This is a genomic window from Streptomyces sp. NPDC059909 (assembly GCF_042730885.1).
Taxonomy (GTDB): Bacteria; Actinomycetota; Actinomycetes; order Streptomycetales; family Streptomycetaceae; genus Streptomyces.
Window position 1 is genome coordinate 249576 of sequence record NZ_JBHWKX010000002.1, and the last position, 20581, is coordinate 270156.

Here is a 20581-nt window from a genome sequence, read left to right on the forward strand (position 1 = left end):
GGGTGGTGCGGACGATGAGGAGTGTTAGTGCCGGGGTTCCCCTTCTCGTTCCTTCTCCCCCCCCCCCCCCAAAACCCCCCCCCCCCCCCCCCCCCTCCCCCCCCCCCCCCCCGCTCCCGGTTCACTTGACGGTGATGACGGTGTGCATGCCCTGCGCGGCGAGCTTGCTGCCGTCCACCGCGCTGCCGACCCAGGTGACCAGCGCCCAGTCGCCGGGGGTGAGCGGAATCTGGATCACGGTGGAGCGGCCGGGCGAGAGCGGCGGGGTGCCGACGTTCGCGAACGGGTCGAAGGGCGGGTCGTTCCAGTCCGGCGTGGTGAAGAACTTGTGCACGTCGGCGTCCGTCTTCCCGGGGAAGAGCTTGTAGAGGACGGCCTGGTTGACCTGTCCGGGCATGGTGTTGACGACGCGTACGGGCTCTCCGGCGTGGAGCGTGGGCGGCGCCTGGAAGCGCGGGCCGATGCCAGGGACGGTCTGCGAGACGATCGTCGCCTCCGCCGTCGGGAGCCTGCCGTGCACGGTCCCGGAGACCGTGAGTGTACGGACGCGCTCCTGGCCCGTCGGGAGGGTGCCGTCCTGGAAGTCCCGGTACTCGAGCAGGTGATACGCACCGGGCCGGAGCACCTGGCTGAACGAGCCGGGGCTGCCGGGCAGGGTCAGGGCCCCGCCGAGCAGTTCGGCCTGGGCCGTCACCTCACGGTTGCCCTCGACGACCACGGCGGGGTCGTCCGAGAACGCCTTGCGCAGGCCGGCGCGGAACGCGGTGAGCGAGGCGCCTTCGCGGAGCCCGACCAGCCCCACGTGCCCCGACTTCGCGTCGGTGGCGGTCACCCGGAAGGTGGCGGGGCCGGGTCGGGTGGTGCTCGGGGCGGCCAAGTCACCGGCGCCTGCGGTGACTTCGACGGCAGGCCTCGCCGTCTGCTCCTGCTCCTGCTCCTGCTCCTGCTCCTGCTCCTGCTCCTGCTCCTGCTCCTGCTCCTGCGTGGCACTCGCCGCCGGTGCGGTGAAGAGGGCGGCCAGCAGCGTGGTCAGTACGAGGGATGCGGTACGGAGTTTCCTTGCGGACATGGTGGGCCTCCTGGGCTCGAACCGGATTCGGTGGGGACAACGTGCGGGTGTACGAGGGGACTTTGAGAACAGCCCTAGGCGTCCTGGCTGACGGCGGTGCGAGGAAGGGCCGGGCAGAGTGCGGCGCAGAGTACGAACGCCGCGACCACCCACGGCATCGCCGTCGACAGCGCGTCGGTCGGACCGCCGACGGTCATCTGCTCGAAGAACACCGTGCCGATCACCGCGGCGCCGAGGGCGCCGCCGAACTGCTGGGCCGTGGAGAAGATTCCCGAGGCGCCGCCCGCGAGTTCGGCGGGCACGGCGGACAGGACGACGTTGACCAGGGGGACGACGAGGAAGCCGAGGCCCGCGCCCGCGACGACCAGGCCCGGGACGAGCGGCCAGGCGCCCGTGTGGGTGGCGTCGGACTGCGTGACCGCGTACCAGACCCAGGCGAAGCCGCCGGCCATCATCAGCGAGCCCGCGACCAGCACCAGTCGGCCGAGCCTCACAGCAAAGGCGTCGGCGGCCGGGGCGGTGAGGAAACCGCCGACCGAGAACGCGACCGTGACGAGTCCCGCCTGCATCGGGGTATAGCCCTCGCCGCCCTGCAGCCAGATCGCGAAGACCAGGAAGAAGCCCTGCATGCCGACCGCGAACAGCAGCTGGACGGCGACGCCGACGGAGAACGCGGGGAGCCGGAACGCCCGGGCGGGCAGCAGCGGCACGGCCGCGCCGCGGCGCCGCGCCTCGACGACGGCCAGCCCGACGACGGCCGACAGACCTGCGGCGAGGCAGAACCAGCCCCAGACCGGCCAGCCGTTGGAGTGCCCCTGCACCAGCGGCAGGACGATCGCGACCAGACCGCCCGCCAGCACCAGACTGCCCAGCACGTCCGGGCGGCCCGCCGAGCGCTCCTTCGTCGCGGGTACGAGCACGAGACCCGCGGCGAACGTCACCGCGGCCACCGGCACGTTCACCAGGAACACCGAGCGCCAGCCCCAGCCGAACAGATCGGCCTCGGTGAGCAGGCCCCCGAGCAGCAGCCCGATCGCGGAGGCGAAGCCGGCGACGGCGCCGTACATCCCGAAGGCGGCGCCGCGCTCCTTGCCGTGGAAGAGGGTGCGGAACGAGCCGAGGACCTGGGGCATGAGGACGGCGGCCATGACCCCCTGGACCGCGCGGGCGGCGATCAGCTGGCCGGGGCTCTGCGCGATTCCGCAGGCCAGGCTGGCCACGCCGAAGCCCGCGGTGCCTGCGAGGAAGAGCATCCTGCGGCCGTACCGGTCGCCGAGGTGCCCCGAGACGATGAGCGCCGCGGCGAAGCCGAGCAGGTAGGCGGAGACGGTCCACTGCAGGGCGCTCGCGGAGGCGCCCAGGTCGCGACCCATGGACGGGATCGCCACGTTGACGATCGTCACGTCCAGGAGGTCCATCAGTGCGGCGACCATCATGACGGCGGCGGCCGCCCAGCGGCGTGGATGGAGGGTGGCGGAGGGTTCGGCGGTGAGGCTCGTCGTGGTCATCCGGGCTCCCAGGGTCCAGGATTTATTTCGTTCGGACTAACGAAAGACTTGCACGCCGACAGGACTGATCACAAGTCCTTCGTTCGACCGAACGAAATATCTTGCTAGGCTGACCCCATGAGCAGGGACGACAGCGCACGCCGGGCCGAGGTGATCGCCGCCCTGACCGCCGCCGGCCGAGACACCAGCGCGGCATCCGTCGCGTTCCACACGGCGGTCGCGGCCAAGCAGGGCCTCGGCCCCACCGAGACCAAGACCCTCGACCTCCTCCAGCGCCACGGCGCCCTCACCGCCAAGGACCTCGCCGAGCGCTCCGGACTCGCGCCCGCGTCGGTGACCGGCCTCGTGGACCGCTTGGAGAAGAAGGGCTACGTACGCAGGGTGAAGCACCCGACGGACAAGCGCCGGGTGCTGATCGAGTCCCTCCCGGAGAAGCTCGCGGAGCTGGCGCCGCTCTTCGACGACTGGGCGCGCGAAGTGGCCGGACTCTACGAGGAGTTCACGACGGAGGAGCTGGAGGTCGTGACCCGCTTCCTGACGGGCTCCAACGAACGCCAGCGCGCGGCGACGAAGCGGCTGCTGGACTAGCAGGGGTCCTGCGGATCAGGCCCTGGGGCCCGGGCCCGTGGATCAGGCCTGCAGCCCTGGCCCGTCCGACACTGTTCGTGGACGCGCGCCGCGTCGTCCAGCTTCTCCTGCGGGGTGCGCGGCATCTGTGTGCTGGAGTTGCCCGCCCTGGCCCACCGGCGTGCGCTCGCGGACGCCCGGCGGCTCTCGGGCCGCGCGGTCGACACCGTGCACATCATCGGCGGCGGCGCCCACAACGAGCTGCTGTGCCAGCGGACGGCCGACGCGTGCGGACTGCCCGTGGTGGCGGGCCCGGCCGAGGCCGCGGCGCTCGGCAGCGTTCCCGTGCAGGCCCGTACGGCGGTGCGGTGTCCGGCGACGTGGCCGAGCTGCGGCAGCTACTCTGCGAGACCCAGGCCCTTCGGCGCCACGAGCCCACCGGTGATCAACGGGTATGGGAGCGGGCCGAGGCCCACATCGCCGACGGGCAGCAGGCGGACGCCAAGGAGGAACAGCCATGCGGGTAGCGCTCTTCGTCACCTGCGTCAACGACACGCTCTTCCCGCGCACCGGACAGGCGGTCGTCACGCTGCTGGAGCGCCTGGGCGTCGAGGTGGACTTCCCTCCGGCACAGACCTGCTGCGGGCAGCCGCAGTTCAACACCGGCTACCGGCACGAGACCGAACCCCTGGTGCGCCGCTACGCCGCCGCGTTCGACGCCTACGACTACGTCGTCACGCCGTCCGGCTCCTGCGCGGCGATGGTGCGCGACAACTACCCGCGCATCGGCGCGAAGGCCGCCGCCGAGGGGCGCGGCCAGGAGCTCGCCGACGCCGCGGCGCGGGCGGTCCCCAAGACGTACGAGCTCACGGAGTTCCTGGTCGACGTGCTGAAGGTGACGGACGTCGGGGCCTACTACCCGCACACCGTCACGTACCACCCCACCTGCCACGGGCTGCGGATGCTCGGTCTCGGCGACCGGCCGCGGCGGCTGCTGGAGCACGTGAAGGGCCTGGAGCTGCGGGAGCTTCCGGGTGCCGAGGAGTGCTGCGGCTTCGGTGGCACGTTCGCCGTCAAGAACGCCGCCGTGTCCGCGGCGATGGGCGCGGACAAGGCCCGCAACATCGCCTCCACCGGGGCCGAGGCAGTGTGCACGGTCGACAACTCCTGCCAGATGCACATCGGCGGTACGCTCACCCGGCTCGGATCGACGGTCCGTCCGGTCCACATCGCCGAGATCCTGGCGAGCACGGAAGGGGACCCCCGATGAGCGGCACCGGCACGTATCTCGGCATGCCTGCCTTTCCGAAGGCCGCGGCCGAGTCCACACGGAACACCACCCTCCGCGGCAATCTGCGCCACGCCACGCACACCATCCGCGACAAGCGTGCCAGGGCCGTCGCCGAACTCGACGACTGGGCGCAGCTGCGCGCCGCCGGGGCCGCGATCAAGAACCGTACGCTGCGCCATCTCGACCACTACCTGGAGCAGGTGGAGGCCACTGTGACGGCGGCCGGCGGCCAGGTGCACTGGGCGGCCGACGCCGCCGAGGCCAACCGGATCGTCACCGGCCTCGTCCGGGCCACCGGCGAGACCGAGGTCGTGAAGGTCAAGTCCATGGCCACCCAGGAGATCGGCCTCAACGAGGCACTGGCCGAGGCGGGCATCACCGCCTGCGAGACCGACCTGGCCGAGCTGATCGTGCAGCTGGGCGACGATCTGCCCTCGCACATCCTGGTCCCGGCGATCCACCGCAACCGCTCGGAGATCCGCGACATCTTCCGCGAGAAGATGGCGGACTGGGGCCGCCCGGCCCCGGAGGGTCTCACGGACAGGCCGGCCGAGCTGGCCGAAGCGGCCCGGCTGCACCTGCGGGAGAAGTTCCTGCGCGCGAAGGTCGCGATCTCGGGCGCCAACTTCATGGTCGCCGAGACCGGCACCCTGGTCGTGGTCGAGTCCGAGGGCAACGGCCGGATGTGCCTGACCCTGCCCGAGACGCTGATCTCGGTGGTCGGCGTGGAAAAGGTGGTGCCGACGTGGCGGGATCTGGAGGTGTTCCTCCAGCTGCTGCCCCGCTCCTCCACGGCCGAGCGCATGAACCCGTACACGAGCATGTGGACAGGGACGACGGACGGCGACGGCCCGAAGGCCTTCCATCTGGTGCTGCTCGACAACGGCCGCACCGACGCCCTTGCCGACACCGTGGGACGGCAGGCGCTGCGCTGCATCCGCTGCTCGGCCTGCCTGAACGTGTGCCCGGTGTACGAGCGGGCCGGCGGGCACGCGTACGGCTCCGCCTACCCGGGCCCGATCGGCGCGATCCTCACGCCCCAACTGCGCGGCACGGACAGCGAGCTGGACGCCTCGCTCCCCTACGCGTCCTCGCTGTGCGGCGCCTGTTACGAGGTGTGCCCGGTCGCCATCGACATCCCCGAGGTGCTGGTGCATCTTCGGGAAAGGGTGGTCGAGGGCGGCGAGGTGGTGCGGGGCGGTACGAAGGTCACCATCCGCCCGGCGAAGGGGCACGCGGCCGAGCGGGCCGCGATGCGCGCCGCCCGCTGGACACTGGACCACCCGGGCACGCTGCGCACGGCCCAACGCCTCGCCTCCCGTACCCGCCGGCTGCACCCGCGGCGGCTGCCGGGTCCCGGCCGGGCCTGGACCGACACCCGGGCGCTGCCGGAGGTGCCCGCGGAGTCGTTCCGCGACTGGTGGAAGCGCACGCGCGGTGAAGGGAGTGGCAAGTGAGCAGCAGAGACACGGTCCTCGGCCGGGTGCGCCGGGCGCTCGCGGACGTGACACGCGACGAGCGACCGGAGGATGTGCCGGTCACACGCGACTACCTGCGGGTCCACGGCGAGCGCACGCCCGCGCAGACCGCTGACCTGCTCGCCGAGAACCTGGCGGACTACCGGGCGCTCGTGCACCGCGGTTCCGCCGCCGAACTGCCGGGCCTGATCGCCCGGCTGCTGGCGGCGCGCGGGGCCCGCACGGCCGTGGCGCCGGACGGGCTGCCGCAGGAGTGGCTCGCGGAGGCGGCAGGCGTCCGGCTCCTCTCGGACTCGGCCGAGTCGACGCCCGCCGAACTCGACGCGACGGACAGCGTCGTCACCGGCTGCGCCATCGCCATCGCCGAGACCGGCACGATCGTCCTGGACGGCGGCCCCGCCCAGGGCCGCCGCCGGATCACCCTGATCCCCGACCACCACATCTGCGTCGTACGGGTTCCGGAGCAGGTCGTCGACTCGGTGCCGCAGGGCCTGGAGCGCCTGGATCCGACCCGCCCGCTGACGTGGATCAGCGGTCCTTCGGCGACGAGCGACATCGAACTGGACCGGGTGGAGGGCGTCCACGGGCCGCGGACGCTGGAAGTGATCCTGCTGGAGGGCTGAGTCCCCCGGCGACGCACCCGGGCGGGGCCGTGCAGGGTCGGCCCCGCAGGGACCGGCGGCATCGCAGGGGGAACCCGCGGTGCGCGGCGCCCCGCCGGTTCCCCAGGAGTCGAGCCGGAGGGGCCCCGCCCCACACCGACAGCAGCCGCACCAAGCCCGTCCGGCGTTTGAGGACGGACACACCGACCCACCCGCCGGTACCGGGCGAGCCCGGCCCGCACTCCGGGGCCCGGGGCCTACGCCCCGTACGGTGGACGCCAAGGCTCCGCCTCCGTGAGGAGCTTCCGCGCCGCCTCCCCCGCCTCCGCAGGCGTCCAGCGATCACCCCGGTCCACAGTCGGCCCCGCACGCCAGCCCTCCATGACCGTGATCCGGCCCGCCTCCGCCTCGAAGACACGCCCCGTCACGCCCGCCGACGCCGCGGACCCCAGCCACACCACGAGCGGCGAGACGTTCTCCGGGGCCATCGCGTCGAAGGCCCCGGCCCGGGACGGCGCCGCCATCGTGTCCGCGAAGGTCTGCTCCGTCATCCGCGTCCGCGCCGCCGGGGCGATCGCGTTGACCTGGACGCCGTAGCGGGCCATCTCCGCCGCCGCGACCAGCGTGAGCCCCACGATCCCCGCCTTCGCCGCGCTGTAGTTGCCCTGCCCGACGGAGCCCAGCAGGCCCGCGCCCGACGACGTGTTGACGACCCGCGCCGTGACCTCGCGGCCCGCCTTCGACTCGCCGCGCCAGTACGCCGCGGCGTGCTTCAACGGCAGGAAGTGGCCCTTGAGATGCACCCGCATGACCGCGTCCCAGTCGTCCTCGTCCAGATTGACGAGCATCCGGTCGCGCAGGAACCCCGCGTTGTTGACCAGCGAGTCGAGCCTGCCGAAGGCGTCGAGCGCGGTCGCCACCAGGGACGCCGCGCCCTCCCCCGACGCCACGTCTCCGCCGTGTGCGACCGCCTCGCCGCCCGCCGCGCGGATCTCGGCCACGACCTGTTCCGCGGGCGTGCCGGACGCGCCGGAGCCGTCCAGCCCGACGCCCAGGTCGTTGACCACCACCCGCGCCCCCTCCGCCGCGAAGGCCAGCGCATGCGCCCGCCCGAGCCCCCGCCCCGCGCCCGTCACGATCACGACCCGGCCCCGGCAGCTACCAGCAGTCATCTCAGTCCTCCTTGTTGACGGTCGCGGCATCCAGGAACGCGGGACGCTCCCCGCCCCCGTGCACCAGCAGCGACGCCCCGGTCACGTACGCCGCCCGCTGCGAGGCGAGGAAGACCGCCGCGTCCCCGATCTCGTCCGGTTCGGCCAGCCGGCCGAGCGGCACCGTGCGGCCGACCGCGGCCACCCCTGCCTCGTCGCCGTAGTGCAGGTGGGACAGCTCCGTACGGACCATGCCGAGCACCAGGGTGTTGACGCGCACCTCGGGCGCCCACTCCACCGCCATGGACCGCGCGAGGCTCTCGAGCCCCGCCTTGGCCGCCCCGTACGCGGCCGTGCCCGGCGACGGCCGCGTCGCGCTGACGCTCCCGACCATCACGACGGAACCCCGTGCCGCGCGCAGCAGTTCGTATGCGGCGAGGGACGCGGTCATCGGTGCCACGAGGTTCAGCTCCACCACCCGTGCGTGCCGCTGCGGACCGCTCTCCCCCAGCAGCCGGTACGGCGTCCCGCCCGCATTGTTGACGAGGACGTCGAGCCTCCCGTACCGGCTCCCGATCCCGGCGAAGAAGCCGCCGACCGCCTCCGTGTCCCGCAGGTCGAGGGGGGCGAACCGGGCGGCACGGCCGGCCGCCTCGACAGGCGCGTCCGGCGGTCTGCGGGCGCAGACGACGACCTCCGCCCCGGCCGTCAGGAATGCCCGTGCGATGCCCGCGCCGACGCCCCGCGTGCCGCCGGTGACGACGGCGACCCTCCCGTCCAGCTCCATCGGCTGCTACCTTCCTGACACAGCATCACCTAACAAATGTTTGGTGGAAAGGTAGCTGATCCGCTCATGGGTGTCTCCACCTCAGGCCCGGAGAAGGGCATATCCGTCGTCACGGTCGACTTCCCGCCCGTCAACGCCCTGCCCGTACAGGGCTGGTACGACCTCGCCGACGCCGTCCGCGCCGCCGGCCGCGACCCGGAGATCCGTTGCGTCGTGCTGACCGCCGATGGCCGCGGCTTCAACGCGGGCGTCGACATCAAGGAGCTGCAGCGCGACCCCGGTCACGAGGCCCTGATCGGCGCCAACCGCGGCTGCTTCGAGGCCTTCGCCGCGGTCTACGAGTGCGAGGTGCCCGTCGTCGCGGCCGTGCACGGCTTCTGCCTCGGCGGCGGGATCGGCCTGGCCGGGAACGCCGACGCGATCGTGGCGTCCGACGACGCGACCTTCGGGCTGCCGGAGCTGGACCGGGGCGCGCTCGGCGCCGCCACCCATCTCGCCCGCCTCGTCCCGCAGCACCTGATGCGCGCGCTGTACTACACCTCTCGTACGGCCACGGCCGCCGAGCTGCACGCGCACGGCTCGGTTTGGAAGGTCGTCCCGCGCGAGGAACTCCACGCCGCGGCCCTGGAGCTGGCCCGCGAGATCGCGCGGAAGGACGGCCATCTGCTCCGGCTGGCCAAAGCCGCCATCAACGGCATCGACCCCGTCGACGTACGCCGCAGCTACCGCTTCGAGCAGGGCTTCACCTTCGAGGCCGGCCTCAGCGGGACGGCCGGCCGCGTGCGCGACACCTTCGGCAAGGACAAGGACAAGGACAAGAAGGACAAGGAGGCGTGATCGGCCGTGGCCGACAAGACCATGACCGTCGACGAGATCGTCGGGCGGCTGCACAGCGGCATGACCCTCGGCATCGGCGGCTGGGGCTCCCGGCGCAAGCCCATGGCCCTGGTGAGAGCACTGCTCCGCACCGGCATCACCGACCTCACCGTCGTCTCGTACGGAGGGCCCGACGTCGGCCTCCTCGCCGCCGCCGGCCGCATCCGCAAGCTCGTCGCCCCCTTCGCCACCCTCGATTCGATCCCGCTGGAGCCGAACTTCCGTGGCGCCCGCGAGCGCGGCGCCTTCGAGATGACGGAGCTCGACGAGGCCATGTTCATGTGGGGCCTGCACGCCGCGGCCAACCGGCTGCCGTTCCTGCCCGTGCGGGCCGGGCTCGGTTCGGACGTCATGCGGGTCAACCCCGGGCTGCGGACGGTGACCTCGCCCTACGACGACGGCGAGGAGTTCGTCGCCGTGCCCGCCCTGCGCCTGGACGCGGCCCTCGTCCACATGAACCGCGCCGACCGGCTCGGCAACGGCCAGTACCTGGGCCCCGACCCGTACTTCGACGACCTCTTCTGCGAGGCGGCCCACACCGCGTACGTCTCGTGCGAACAGCTCGTCGAGACGGCGGAACTGACCAAGGACGCCGCCCCGCAGACCCTTCTCATCGGCCGCCACAGCGTCACCGGCGTGGTCGAGACCCCGAACGGCGCGCACTTCACCTCCTGCGCGCCCGACTACGCCCGCGACGAGGCCTTCCAGAAGCTCTACGCGACCACGCCCTGGGAGGAATTCGCCCGCCGCTTCCTGTCCGGCAGGAGCGAGCACGACTACCAGTGCGCCGTCCAGGCCTGGCACGAGGAGCAGCAGTGACCGTCTCCCGTTCCGAATACTGCGTCGTCGCCTGCGCCGAGGCCTGGCGCGACAACGGCGAGCTGCTGGCCAGCCCCATGGGCCTGATCCCGTCCATCGGCGCGCGCCTCGCCAAGCGCACCTTCTCCCCCGATCTGCTGCTCACGGACGGCGAGGCGATGCTCGTCGGGCTCGACGGCACGATCGAGGGCTGGCTGCCGTACCGCCGCCACCTCACGATGGTCACCGGCGGCAAGCGGCACGTGATGATGGGCGCAAGCCAGATCGACCGTTACGGCAACCAGAACATCTCCTGCATCGGTGACTGGGCCAGGCCGAAGCGCCAGCTCCTGGGTGTGCGCGGAGCGCCGGTCAACACCCTGAACAACCCGGTCAGTTACTGGGTGCCGCGGCACTCCCCGCGGGTCTTCGTCGAGAGGGTGGACATGGTCAGCGGGGTCGGTCACGACCGCGCGGCCGGGGCCCGTTACCACCGTCTTCCGCGGGTCGTCTCCGACCTCGGTGTGTTCGACTTCGCCACCCCGGACCACTCGATGCGCCTCGCGTCTCTGCATCCGGGGGTGACGGTGGACCAGGTGCGGGACGCCACCGGCTTCGAGCTCGTGATCGGCGACGACGTCCCGTACACCCGCGAACCGACCTCCGCCGAGCTGGGGCTGATCCGCGAGGTCATCGACCCGGTCAACGCGCGCGACCGCGAGGTCAGGGGCTGATGGAGACCGCCTTCACCAAGCTCACCGGCGTCCGGCACCCCATCGTCCAGACCGGCATGGGCTGGGTCGCGGGCCCCCGGCTGGTCTCGGCGTCCGCGAACGCCGGGGCGCTCGGCATCCTCGCCTCCGCGACCATGACCGCCGATGAGCTGACGCGGGCCGTACGCGAGGTCAAGTCCCGTACGGACGCGCCCTTCGGCGTGAACCTGCGCGCCGACGCCGGGGACGCCCGGGAGCGGGTGCGGATCATCATCGACGAGGGCGTACGCGTCGCCTCGTTCGCCCTGGCCCCCTCGCGCGAGCTGATCGCCGAGCTCAAGGACGCGGGCGTCGTCGTCGTCCCGTCCGTCGGCGCCCGCCGGCACGCCGAGAAGGTCGCCGCGTGGGGCGCGGACGCGGTGATCGTGCAGGGCGGCGAGGGCGGCGGGCACACGGGGGACGTCGCGACGACGGTCCTGCTGCCGCAGGTCGTGGACGCCGTGGACATCCCGGTGGTCGCGGCGGGCGGTTTCCACGACGGACGCGGGCTGGTCGCGGCGCTCGCGTACGGAGCGGCGGGCATCGCCATGGGCACCCGCTTCCTGCTCACATCGGACTCGACGGTGCCGGACGCGGTCAAGGCGCTCTATCTGGCGGCGTCGGTGAAGGACGTCACCGTCACCAGGGCGGTCGACGGCCTGCCGCACCGCATGCTCCGTACGGACCTGGTCACCACCCTCGAACGCTCCGGCCGCACCCGAGCCCTGCTGCACGCCGTCCGCCGCGCCGCCGGTTTCAGGAAGCTGTCGGGCCTGTCCTGGGCCGCGATGGTCCGCGACGGCCTCGCGATGAGACACGGCAAGGACCTGTCCTGGAGCCAGGTCCTGCTCGCCGCGAACACCCCCGTGCTCCTGCGGGCGTCCATGGTCGAGGGCCGCACCGACCTCGGCGTCATGGCGTCCGGACAGGTCGCGGGCGTGATCGAGGACCTGCCCAGCTGCGCGGAACTCGTCGCCCGCGTCATGTCCGAGGCCGATCAGGCGCTTCGCACCCTGCCCGCGCCGGGGTGACCAACCGCCATGCCCGGCAAGGGAGTTCCCCGTCCCACCACGCCGACGGCCCGGCCGGACACGGCGCCGGCCTACCGCTGCCGTGCTCCGAACACGCGGATCGCCGCGACGGCCAGTCCGACGACAGCGATGATCGTGACAGCCGCGGCGATCTTGGTACCCAGGTCCATCGCTCCGAACACGTGCGTCTCCCTCGTCGAATGGCCGCAGTCGCCCGCGGATACGCGTCGGCGGCGTTCTCGCGTGGCACGACCCTGGCACGCCCTCCGGCGCTCCTGGAACCGAAGGCGGAAAGCTTGAGGATCTTCTGAGCTCTGCGCACGGGGTCACGTCGCGCATCGAGCATGATGTCCGGCATGCTGCCGGCCTTCGGCCCCGACCGCCGGACCCGCGAGTTCACCTGCGACTGCTGCAACGCCCCAATCGAGAGGGCGTGGGGACTTCATCTGCGCCGACGGCGCACCCCACGCCGTGTACTACGCGAACTGCTACCACCACACCGACCGGGAGCACGACGCATGGATAGACGTGATCTTCGGTACGTGGGGCGCGGGGCCGGACAAGTGGGACGATCACGTGGCCTTCGCCTGCCGGTCGGTCCCGTGGTGGGCCGGACCGCGCCCGCCTCGACGCTGGTGACCGCGGGACTCGCCCACCCCGACGGGCCGCTCTTAGGACTCAAGCTCGACCGTGAGGCCGCCTTGCAGCACCCCCGGCTGAGCGAGTTCTGGCAGGTCTCGGACGTCATCCTGGAGAACGACCCCCTGGTACGGGGGCACGTCTACGGTCGCCAGGTCCCCGCGCGCCCCGACTGCTGCGCCAAAGCGAAGGACCGGCCGGGCCAGGTGGTCGGTCACCTGGCCCGGTCGGTCCTGTTCCTGGGGTTGCGGGGTGGCCCGGGGCTACTGGGCCGCGGCCCGGCGGCCCCCGGCTCCGCCCTGGCCGCCGCCGGCCGCGCGCCCGCGTGAGCGTGCGCGCCCGGCCTGGGCACGTCCACCCTGCGTACGCCCGCCCTGCGTACGCCCGCCCTGGGTGCGTCCGGCGTCGCTACGGGCGCTCTCCGTGCGGGCGCCCTCGGCACGGTGGGCGCCCGCCCCGGTAGCGCCCTCCGGGCGCTTGCGCTTCGGGCGCGGCCGCGACGCCCGCGTCGCCGCCGGCTGCTGCGGCTGCGGCACCTCGATGATGACGGCCACTCCCGACGGCTCGCGGGCCCCGGTCAGACGGGCCAGCTCGTCGTCGCTGGACTTGATCATCGCCGTGCGCGGGCTGATGCCCGCGTCCGACATCAGCCGGGTCATCTCGCGCTTCTGGTCCGGCAGGACCAGCGTGACCACGCTGCCCGACTCACCCGCTCGCGCGGTGCGCCCGCCGCGGTGCAGATAGTCCTTGTGGTCCATCGGCGGATCGACGTTCACGACGAGATCAAGGTCGTCGACGTGGATTCCACGGGCCGCCACATTGGTCGCGATCAGCGCGCTGACCTGGCCGTTCTTGAACTGGTCGAGGGTGCGGTTGCGCTGCGGCTGCGACCGTCCGCCGTGCAGGCCCGCCGCTCGTACGCCACTGGCCAGCAGTCGCTTGACCAGCCGGTCCACGGACCGCTTGGTGTCCAGGAACATGATGACCCGGCCGTCACGGGCCGCTATGCGCGTCGTGACCGCCTTCTTGTCCGTCTCGTCGGCGACGTAGAGGACGTGGTGGTCCATCGTCGTCACGGCGCCGGCGGACGGGTCGACCGAGTGCACGACGGGGTCGGTCAGGAACTGCCGTACGAGCCGGTCGATGTTCCGGTCCAGGGTGGCCGAGAACAGCATGCGCTGCCCGTCCGGCTCCACCTGCTTCAGCAGGGCGGTGACCTGCGGCATGAAGCCCATGTCGGCCATCTGGTCGGCCTCGTCCAGCACGGTGATCGCCACCTGGCCGAGCCGGCAGTCGCCGCGCTCGATGAGGTCCTTGAGCCGGCCGGGCGTCGCGACGAGCACCTCGACGCCGCGCCGCAGCGAACCCGCCTGCTTGGTGATCGACATTCCGCCGACGACCGTCGCGAGCCGCAGGTTGACAGCCGTCGCGTACGGGGTGAGGGCGTCGGTGACCTGCTGGGCGAGCTCCCGCGTGGGCACGAGGACCAGGGCGAGCGGGGCTCCGGACTCGGCTCGTCGCCCGGCGGTGCGGGCGAGCAGCGCGAGACCGAACGCGAGGGTCTTGCCGGAGCCGGTGCGTCCGCGCCCGAGCAGGTCACGGCCGGCGAGCGAGTTCGGCAGCGTGGCGGCCTGGATCGGGAAGGGCGCGACGACCCCCTGCGCCCCGAGGGTCTTCAGCAGCGCCGCGGGCAGCTCCAGCTCGTCGAACGACGCGACGGCGGGCAGGGCGGGCGTGCTGGATTCCGGCAGGGTGAATTCCTGCGGGGGCGCCGCTGCACGGCGCGCACCGCCGGAGCGCTTGGCGGAGCCCTTCGCGGGCTCGTTCGCGGTGCGCTTGACGGGTCGCGTAGCCGGTCGCCGGCGTGCGGGACGTTCGGAGCGAGTCATTCGGGAAAGCCTTCCTGGGCCTGAGGACAGCACAAGCCGGGGCCCGCACCGCGAAGGTGCGGGCCCCGGCTGCGTGGTATGCGTCCGGATGTCAGGCCGGGACGATGTTCTCCGCCTGCGGGCCCTTCTGGCCCTGCGTGACGTCGAAGGTGACCTTCTGGCCTTCCTGGAGCTCACGGAAGCCCGAGGTGGCGATGTTGGAGTAGTGGGCGAAGACGTCGGCGCCGCCGCCGTCCTGCTCGATGAAGCCGAAGCCCTTTTCCGCGTTGAACCACTTCACGGTTCCAGTAGCCATGTCAATCTCCTGATAGGTAAGAGGCCCCATCCGGAGAAAGCCGGAAAAACAATAATGCGCCCGTCGGATCATTTCCCGTCAGGCGCACATAAAGTTCATGGGTACCAAAACTGCAACGTCGGCAACTGTAGCACGCCTGATCCCGGGTGCGGGATCACGGCCGGGCGGCACCATGCCGGGAATCACTGTTGGACACCGCCGACACATCGCCGCGGGCGTGGCCCGCACCGGCCACCGTCGCGACGTGTACGAGTCCCTCTGGCAGCGTCGACGCTACAGGCGCTCGATGATCGTCACGTTCGCCTGCCCGCCGCCCTCGCACATCGTCTGGAGCCCGAACCGCCCACCCGTGCGCTCCAGTTCGTGCAGCAGCGTCGTCATCAACTTGACGCCCGTCGCTCCCAGCGGGTGGCCCAGGGCGATCGCACCGCCGTTCACGTTCACCCGCGCGGGGTCCGCGCCGGTCTCCTTGAGCCACGCCAGCACCACGGGGGCGAAGGCCTCGTTGATCTCGACCAGGTCGATGTCGCCGATGGACATGCCGGTCTTCTTCAGTGCGTACGCGGTCGCCGGGATGGGGGCGGAGAGCATCCGGATGGGGTCCTCGCCGCGGACCGAGAGGTGGTGGACGCGGGCGCGCGGGGTGAGTCCGTGTTCGCGCACCGCTCGCTCGCTCGCGAGGAGCATCGCCGCCGCGCCGTCCGAGACCTGCGAGGAGCAGGCCGCGGTGATCGTGCCGCCCTCCAGGACCGGCTTGAGGGCGGCCATCTTCTCGAGGGTCGTGTCGCGGCGCGGGCCCTCGTCGACGGTGACGTCGCCGTACGCGACGGTCTCGCGCGCGAAGCGCCCCTCGTCGATCGCGCGGATCGCCCTCTGGTGGGAGCGGAGGGCGAGCTCCTCCATGTCGAGCCGGGAGATGCCCCACTTCTTCGCGATGAGCTCGGCGCCGTGGAACTGGTTGACGGGCGCGTCGCCGTACCGGCCCCGCCAGCCCTGCGACCCGTGGAAGGGGCCCTCGGTCAGCCCGAGCGGCTCCGCGGCCTGCCGGGAGGCGAAGGCGATCGGGATCTGCGTCATGTTCTGCACGCCGCCCGCGACGACGAGGTCCTGGGTGCCGGACATGACGCCCTGGGCCGCGAAGTGCACCGCCTGCTGGGAGGAGCCGCACTGGCGGTCGATGGTGACGCCGGGCACCTCCTCGGGCAGGCCGGCCGCCAGCCAGCATGTGCGGGCGATGTCACCGGCCTGCGGGCCCACGGTGTCCAGGCAGCCGAAGACGACGTCCTCCACGGCGGCCGGGTCGATCCCGGAGCGGGCGACGAGGGCCTTGAGGACGTGGGCGCCCAGGTCGGCGGGGTGCACACCCGCCAGGCCTCCCTTGCGCCGGCCCACCGGGGTCCGTACCGCTTCGACTATGTAGGCCTCGGCCATGACTGCTCCTCGAGGGTCAGTGTCGTACGGAAATGCCGTCGAGCACCATCGACAGGTACTGGCGGGCGATCTCTTCGGGGCTGTGCTGTCCCCCCGGCCGGTACCAGGAGGCCGCGACCCACACCGTGTCGCGGACGAACCGGTACGTGAGCCGGACGTCCAGGTCGTCGCGGAAGACCCGGGCGGCGACGCCGCGTTCCAGCGTCCCCAGCCACGCCTTCTCGAACTTCTGCTGCGAGTCGGCGAGATAGTGGAAGCGGGGCTGTGCGGAGAGGTGCCTCGACTCCTTCTGGTAGATCGCGACGGCGGCACGGTGCCGGTCGATCTCCCGGAACGATTCGGTGACCAGCGCCTCGATCGTCTCCCTCGGCCCGAGCCCGGCCGCGAGGACGGAGTCGTACCCGGCCCACAGCTCGTCGAGGAAGGTGGAGAGGATCTCGTCGAGCATCGATTCCTTGGAATCGAAGTGGTAGTAGAGGCTGCCGGCGAGCATCCCCGCCGCGTCCGCGATCTTGCGGACGGTGGTGGCGTTGTAGCCCTGGGCGGCGAACACCTCGGCGGCGATGCCGAGCAGCTCGCGGCGCCGCTCGGGCGAAGAGGCGGTCACCTGGGTCTTCTTCTTCGTCGTAGGCACGTGCCCATTCTGGTCCTGCCTCCGGTCCTGCCCGTTTCAACGGATGTCCTGCCCGTTGCTACGGATGCTGGGAGCTGACGGACACGGTCTCGCCGGTCATGTACGAGGAGTAGCCGCTGGCGAGGAAGACGATGACGTTGGCGACCTCCCACGGCTCGGCGTACCGCCCGAAGGCCTCGCGGGCGGTGAGCTCCTCCAGCAGCTCGGCCGAGGTGACCTTCACCAGGTGCGGGTGCATGGCGAGGCTCGGCGATACCGCGTTGACGCGGACCCCGTAGGCCGCCGCCTCGACCGCCGCGCACCGGGTGAGCGCCATGACGCCGGCCTTCGCTGCGGCGTAGTGGGCCTGGCCGGCCTGGGCGCGCCAGCCGGCGACGGAGGCGTTGTTGACGATGACCCCGCCCCGGCCCGCGTCCTTCATGTGCCGCAGGGCGGCGCGCGTGCAGCGGAAGGTGCCGTTCAGCGTGACGTCGAGGACGCGGGACCACTGCGCGTCGGTCATGTCGACGAGTTCGGCCGTGCCGCCGAGACCCGCGTTGTTGACGACGAGGTCGAGGCCCCCGTGGATCCGTACCGCCTCGTCGAAGAGGGCCCGCACCTGGGCCCCGTCGGTGACGTCGCAGACCTGCGCGTCGACGGCCTCCGCTCCGAACTCCGCGGCGAGTGCGCCCTCGGTCTCCTCGAGGCGGCGCGCGTGCGCGTCGCTGACGAGGACCCGTGCGCCTTCCTCCAGGAAGCGGCGGGCGGTGGCCCCGCCGATCCCGGCCCCGGCGGCAGCGGTGATGACGGCGGTACGGCCGTCCAGCAGCGCATGCCCCGGTACGTACTGAGCCTTGTTGTCCGTCACATGGGCACGTTAACCTACCAAACACTTGTTAGGGAAGGTTCCGGGAGGGGAGCGGGCGCTTCATGGACCTGACGCACACGGCGGACGAGGACGCGTTCCGTGCCGAGGCCCGCGCGTGGCTGCGCGCGCACGTCCCGGCCGCACCTCTGCCGTCGCTGGAGACGGAGGAAGGATTCGCCGCACACCGGGAGTGGGAGGCGGAACTGCACGCCGACCACTGGTCCGTGGTGTCCTGGCCGCAGCGGTACGGGGGCCGCGGCGTCGACATCTTCCACTGGCTGGTGTTCGAGGAGGAGTACTACGCGGCCGGGGCGCCCGGCCGGGTCTCCCAGAACGGCATCAACCTCCTCGCCCCGACCCTCTTCGACCACGGCACGGAGGAGCAGCGGGCCCGGATCCTGCCGTCCATGGCCGGCGGTGAGGTGATCTGGGCACAGGCCTGGTCGGAGCCCGAGTCCGGCTCCGACCTCGCCTCACTCACGTCCCGGGCGGTACGGACGGACGGCGGCTGGCTGCTGTCCGGCCAGAAGACGTGGTCGTCCCGGGCGGCCTTCGCGGACCGGGCGTTCGGCATCTTCCGGACCGACCCCGACGCCGGGGGGCCCCACCGGGGCCTGACCTACCTGATGTTCGACCTGCGTGCGCCGGGTGTCACGGTCCGTCCGATCGCCCGGCTCGACGGCAGGCCCGCCTTCGCCGAACTGCTCCTGGACGACGTCTTCGTACCGGACGCGGACGTGATCGGCGAGCCCGGGCAGGGCTGGCGTATCGCCATGTCGACAACGGGCGACGAGCGCGGCCTCACGCTCCGCTCCCCCGGCCGCTTCCTGGCCGCCGCCGACCGGCTCGTACGGCTGTGGGCGTCCGCCGCGGACCCGTCCGACACCGCGCTGCGCGACCGGGTCGCGGACGCGGTGATCGGCGCGCGGGCGTACCAGCTCTTCACGTACGCCAACGCCTCCCGCTTCGCGGCGGGTTCGGCCATCGGCGCCGAGTCCAGCCTGAACAAGGTCTTCTGGTCCGAGTACGACATCGCCCTGCACGAGACCGCGCTCGATCTGCTGGGCGCCGACGGGGAGTTCACCGACGGGGAGTGGGCGGAGGGGTACGTCTTCTCGCTCGCGGGCCCCATCTACGCCGGTACGAACGAGATCCAGCGCGACATCATCGCCGAGCGCCTCCTCGGCCTCCCGAAAGGCCGCCGCTGATGCGCTTCCTGCTCACCGACGAACAGCAGGCCTTCGGCCGCTCCCTGGACGCGATGCTGTCGGCCGCGGACACGGCCGCGGTGGCGCGGGCCTGGGCGGCCGGTGACCCCGCGCCCGGCCGCGCGCTGTGGTCCCGCCTGGCCGGCGCGGGGGTCTTCGCCCTGGCCGTCCCCGAGGCGTACGAGGGCGTGGGCCCGCTCCCCGTCGAACTCACCGTCGCCTTCGTGGAGCTCGGCCGCCATGCGGTACCGGGCCCGCTGGCGGAGACGGTCGCCGCTGCCGCGCTCCTCGCGGAGCTGGGGGAGCCCGGTCCGGCGAAGCGGTTCCTGCCGGGCATCGCGGCGGGCGAGGTGACGGCGACGCTGCGGCTCCCGGGGGCCGGGCCGTACGTACTCGACGCGGACGCGGCGACCTGCGTGCTGGTCGTCGAACCGCAGGACGGGGCCGGCGTGCCCGGCGCACGGCTGTGCGTCGCACCAGGGCACGGGCCGGTCAGGGCATCCGCCGATCCGGCGCGGCGGCTCGCCGTGCCCGACGCGGGCGGGGAGGTCATCGCCGCCGGGGAGGCCGTCGCCACGGCCGCGCGACGCGCCGCCCAGTGGGCGCGGCTCGCCACGGCCGCGCAGTCGCTGGGCACCGGGCTCGCGCTGCTGGAGCGGACGGTGGCCTACGCGAAGCAGCGCACGCAGTTCGGCGCCGCGATCGGGTCGTTCCAGGCGGTCAAGCACCGCCTTGCGGACACGCTGATCGCGCTCGAGTTCGCCCGGCCGCTCCTCCACGGGGCGGCGCTCTCCCTCGCTCCCGCCGAGGTGGCCGCGGCGAAGGTGGCCGCGGGCGAGGCCGCGTACGCCGCCGCCCGCACCGCCCTCCAACTGCACGGCGCCGTCGGCTACACCGAGGAGCTGGACCTCTCCCTCTGGCTGCGCAAGGCACGCCCGCTGCGGGACGCCTGGGGGACGCCCGCGCAGTGCAGGGCTGCGGTGCTCCCCGGCTGACTCATGCGTCGTCCGTTCGTGGCGGACTGTCGTCGCGCGGCGGACTGTCGTCGTTGCCGCGCCGGACGGTCCGCAGTGCCCGTCCCGGCTGCCAGGCCCGTACGACGAGCTCGTCGCCCTCGACCCCGGTCCGTACGACCTCGGTCAGCTCGACCCGGAACAGATGGAACGGCTGCGGCTCGCCGATCGCCTCCTGGAACCGCGCCATCACGTCCGGATCGGTCACCTCGACCGCCCGCCCGCCGATCCGGACGTCCCCGTCCTCCATGGACGCGTCGGGCCCGGGGTTCGCATGGATCGCGAACCGCGGGTCGCGCCGGAGGTCCTGCGCCTTGCGGGAGTTCGGCATCATGCCGAGCCACAGCTCACCGAACCTGAAGTTCACCTCGAGGCCGGTCACACGCGGCGAGCCGTCCTTGCGGAGTGTCGCGAGGACGTGGTGCGTGTACTTCTCGAAGCGCTGCCGCACGGTCCCGGAGAAGTCCGGCTCCGCTGCCTGGAAGTCTGCCCAGCTGTTGGTCATGGCCTCATGGAAGCGTGGATACCCGACATCTTCTGTCGTGATTGCCACGGGTGTCGTCCGCGGAATGATCGCCGCACTCCAGTGCACCGTCCTGGACTGCTCCGCCCTCGGCGCCACGCTTCTCGACGCCGGGGAGGCCGACCGCTGCTGGAGCGTGTACGCGGACCCGGCGCGCCATCCGTTCTGCCTGGTGCGGCACTGGCCGGCGCC

At 72.4% G+C, this 20581-nt stretch carries 22 protein-coding genes and 2 pseudogenes; 14 read left to right on the forward strand and 10 right to left on the reverse strand.

All coding sequences use genetic code 11. The features are described from left to right. Positions 1 to 121 precede the first annotated feature (121 nt). Positions 122 to 1069 carry a hypothetical protein gene (locus ACFV9O_RS03170; RefSeq protein WP_385411511.1) on the reverse strand — a complete coding sequence of 316 codons (948 nt, stop codon included), beginning with the start codon at positions 1067 to 1069 and terminating at the stop codon, positions 122 to 124. 74 nt (positions 1070 to 1143) lie between these two features. Then, entirely contained in the window at positions 1144 to 2577 is a 1434-nt protein-coding gene (locus tag ACFV9O_RS03175) for an MFS transporter (RefSeq protein ID WP_385411512.1), read from the reverse strand. Positions 2578 to 2694: 117 nt separating this feature from the next. On the opposite strand from ACFV9O_RS03175, the gene ACFV9O_RS03180 reads away from it, so the two are divergent. The 6 genes and pseudogenes from ACFV9O_RS03180 (at position 2695) to ACFV9O_RS03205 (ending at position 6536) form a co-directional block, all read left to right on the forward strand. Continuing rightward, complete coding sequence (locus tag ACFV9O_RS03180) at positions 2695 to 3165, forward strand: MarR family winged helix-turn-helix transcriptional regulator (protein WP_385411515.1); 471 nt, start codon at positions 2695 to 2697, stop codon at positions 3163 to 3165. Between the two features lie 129 nt (positions 3166 to 3294). Further along, positions 3295 to 3444: pseudogene (locus tag ACFV9O_RS03185) on the forward strand (FGGY-family carbohydrate kinase); the annotation flags it as partial. Between the two features lie 68 nt (positions 3445 to 3512). Further along, positions 3513 to 3671 (forward strand): hypothetical protein, encoded by a 159-nt coding sequence (locus ACFV9O_RS03190; protein WP_385411517.1) that lies wholly within the window; start codon positions 3513 to 3515, stop codon positions 3669 to 3671. Continuing rightward, complete coding sequence (locus ACFV9O_RS03195) at positions 3662 to 4414, forward strand: (Fe-S)-binding protein (RefSeq protein ID WP_385411520.1); 753 nt, start codon at positions 3662 to 3664, stop codon at positions 4412 to 4414. The genes ACFV9O_RS03190 and ACFV9O_RS03195 overlap by 10 nt, the downstream gene beginning before the upstream one ends. Continuing rightward, positions 4411 to 5892: a lactate utilization protein B gene (locus tag ACFV9O_RS03200; RefSeq protein WP_385411792.1), complete on the forward strand. Its 1482-nt coding sequence runs from the start codon at positions 4411 to 4413 to the stop codon at positions 5890 to 5892. Before ACFV9O_RS03195 ends, ACFV9O_RS03200 begins: the two co-directional genes overlap by 4 nt. Then, the gene (locus ACFV9O_RS03205; protein ID WP_385411523.1) at positions 5889 to 6536 is read left to right on the forward strand and encodes a lactate utilization protein C; all 648 of its coding nucleotides are present in this window, start codon (positions 5889 to 5891) and stop codon (positions 6534 to 6536) included. Before ACFV9O_RS03200 ends, ACFV9O_RS03205 begins: the two co-directional genes overlap by 4 nt. Before the next feature lie 236 nt (positions 6537 to 6772). Here the strand turns inward: ACFV9O_RS03205 and ACFV9O_RS03210 are convergent, their stop codons facing one another. Next, positions 6773 to 7687: an SDR family oxidoreductase gene (locus ACFV9O_RS03210; protein ID WP_385411525.1), complete on the reverse strand. Its 915-nt coding sequence runs from the start codon at positions 7685 to 7687 to the stop codon at positions 6773 to 6775. A 1-nt stretch (position 7688) separates the two neighbouring features. Then, entirely contained in the window at positions 7689 to 8453 is a 765-nt protein-coding gene (locus ACFV9O_RS03215) for an SDR family oxidoreductase (protein ID WP_385411528.1), read from the reverse strand. Positions 8454 to 8519: 66 nt separating this feature from the next. Between ACFV9O_RS03215 and ACFV9O_RS03220 the strand changes: the two genes are divergently transcribed. The 5 genes from ACFV9O_RS03220 to ACFV9O_RS03240 all read left to right on the forward strand — a co-directional run bounded on the left by ACFV9O_RS03220 (position 8520) and on the right by ACFV9O_RS03240 (position 12878). Continuing rightward, positions 8520 to 9290: an enoyl-CoA hydratase family protein gene (locus tag ACFV9O_RS03220; RefSeq protein WP_385411531.1), complete on the forward strand. Its 771-nt coding sequence runs from the start codon at positions 8520 to 8522 to the stop codon at positions 9288 to 9290. A 6-nt stretch (positions 9291 to 9296) separates the two neighbouring features. Continuing rightward, the gene (locus ACFV9O_RS03225; RefSeq protein WP_385411533.1) at positions 9297 to 10148 is read left to right on the forward strand and encodes a CoA transferase subunit A; all 852 of its coding nucleotides are present in this window, start codon (positions 9297 to 9299) and stop codon (positions 10146 to 10148) included. Then, the gene (locus ACFV9O_RS03230) at positions 10145 to 10861 is read left to right on the forward strand and encodes a CoA-transferase subunit beta (protein ID WP_385411534.1); all 717 of its coding nucleotides are present in this window, start codon (positions 10145 to 10147) and stop codon (positions 10859 to 10861) included. Before ACFV9O_RS03225 ends, ACFV9O_RS03230 begins: the two co-directional genes overlap by 4 nt. Then, complete coding sequence (locus tag ACFV9O_RS03235) at positions 10861 to 11910, forward strand: NAD(P)H-dependent flavin oxidoreductase (RefSeq protein WP_385411537.1); 1050 nt, start codon at positions 10861 to 10863, stop codon at positions 11908 to 11910. The genes ACFV9O_RS03230 and ACFV9O_RS03235 overlap by 1 nt, the downstream gene beginning before the upstream one ends. A gap of 602 nt (positions 11911 to 12512) precedes the next feature. After that, entirely contained in the window at positions 12513 to 12878 is a 366-nt protein-coding gene (locus tag ACFV9O_RS03240) for a hypothetical protein (RefSeq protein ID WP_385411540.1), read from the forward strand. Here the strand turns inward: ACFV9O_RS03240 and ACFV9O_RS03245 are convergent. From ACFV9O_RS03245 to ACFV9O_RS03265, 5 genes are all read right to left on the reverse strand, one after another. Next, a complete protein-coding gene (locus tag ACFV9O_RS03245) occupies positions 12813 to 14438 on the reverse strand; it encodes a DEAD/DEAH box helicase (protein WP_385411542.1) in 1626 nt (541 codons plus the stop codon). The two genes, ACFV9O_RS03240 and ACFV9O_RS03245, sit on opposite strands and share 66 nt — an antisense overlap. Positions 14439 to 14529: 91 nt before the next feature. Next, on the reverse strand, positions 14530 to 14733 hold the full coding sequence (locus ACFV9O_RS03250) for a cold-shock protein (RefSeq protein WP_020871138.1): 204 nt from the start codon (positions 14731 to 14733) through the stop codon (positions 14530 to 14532). Positions 14734 to 15006: 273 nt separating this feature from the next. Then, a complete protein-coding gene (locus ACFV9O_RS03255; protein WP_385411545.1) occupies positions 15007 to 16164 on the reverse strand; it encodes an acetyl-CoA C-acetyltransferase in 1158 nt (385 codons plus the stop codon). 16 nt (positions 16165 to 16180) lie between these two features. Further along, positions 16181 to 16798 carry a TetR/AcrR family transcriptional regulator gene (locus tag ACFV9O_RS03260; RefSeq protein WP_385411547.1) on the reverse strand — a complete coding sequence of 206 codons (618 nt, stop codon included), beginning with the start codon at positions 16796 to 16798 and terminating at the stop codon, positions 16181 to 16183. Between the two features lie 58 nt (positions 16799 to 16856). After that, positions 16857 to 17645 (reverse strand): SDR family oxidoreductase, encoded by a 789-nt coding sequence (locus ACFV9O_RS03265; RefSeq protein WP_385411548.1) that lies wholly within the window; start codon positions 17643 to 17645, stop codon positions 16857 to 16859. Positions 17646 to 17707: 62 nt separating this feature from the next. Here ACFV9O_RS03265 and ACFV9O_RS03270 point away from each other — a divergent pair, with 62 nt between their 5' ends. Beyond that, the gene (locus ACFV9O_RS03270) at positions 17708 to 18853 is read left to right on the forward strand and encodes an acyl-CoA dehydrogenase family protein (RefSeq protein ID WP_385411551.1); all 1146 of its coding nucleotides are present in this window, start codon (positions 17708 to 17710) and stop codon (positions 18851 to 18853) included. Beyond that, positions 18853 to 19848, forward strand: coding sequence for an acyl-CoA dehydrogenase family protein (locus ACFV9O_RS03275; RefSeq protein ID WP_385411552.1), 996 nt, complete (start codon positions 18853 to 18855; stop codon positions 19846 to 19848). The genes ACFV9O_RS03270 and ACFV9O_RS03275 overlap by 1 nt, the downstream gene beginning before the upstream one ends. Position 19849: 1 nt before the next feature. Here the strand turns inward: ACFV9O_RS03275 and ACFV9O_RS03280 are convergent, their stop codons facing one another. Continuing rightward, a complete protein-coding gene (locus ACFV9O_RS03280) occupies positions 19850 to 20371 on the reverse strand; it encodes a pyridoxamine 5'-phosphate oxidase family protein (RefSeq protein WP_385411554.1) in 522 nt (173 codons plus the stop codon). 103 nt (positions 20372 to 20474) lie between these two features. Here ACFV9O_RS03280 and ACFV9O_RS03285 point away from each other — a divergent pair. Beyond that, a pseudogene (locus ACFV9O_RS03285) lies at positions 20475 to 20570 on the forward strand (VOC family protein); the annotation flags it as partial. Between the last annotated feature and the right edge of the window lie 11 nt (positions 20571 to 20581).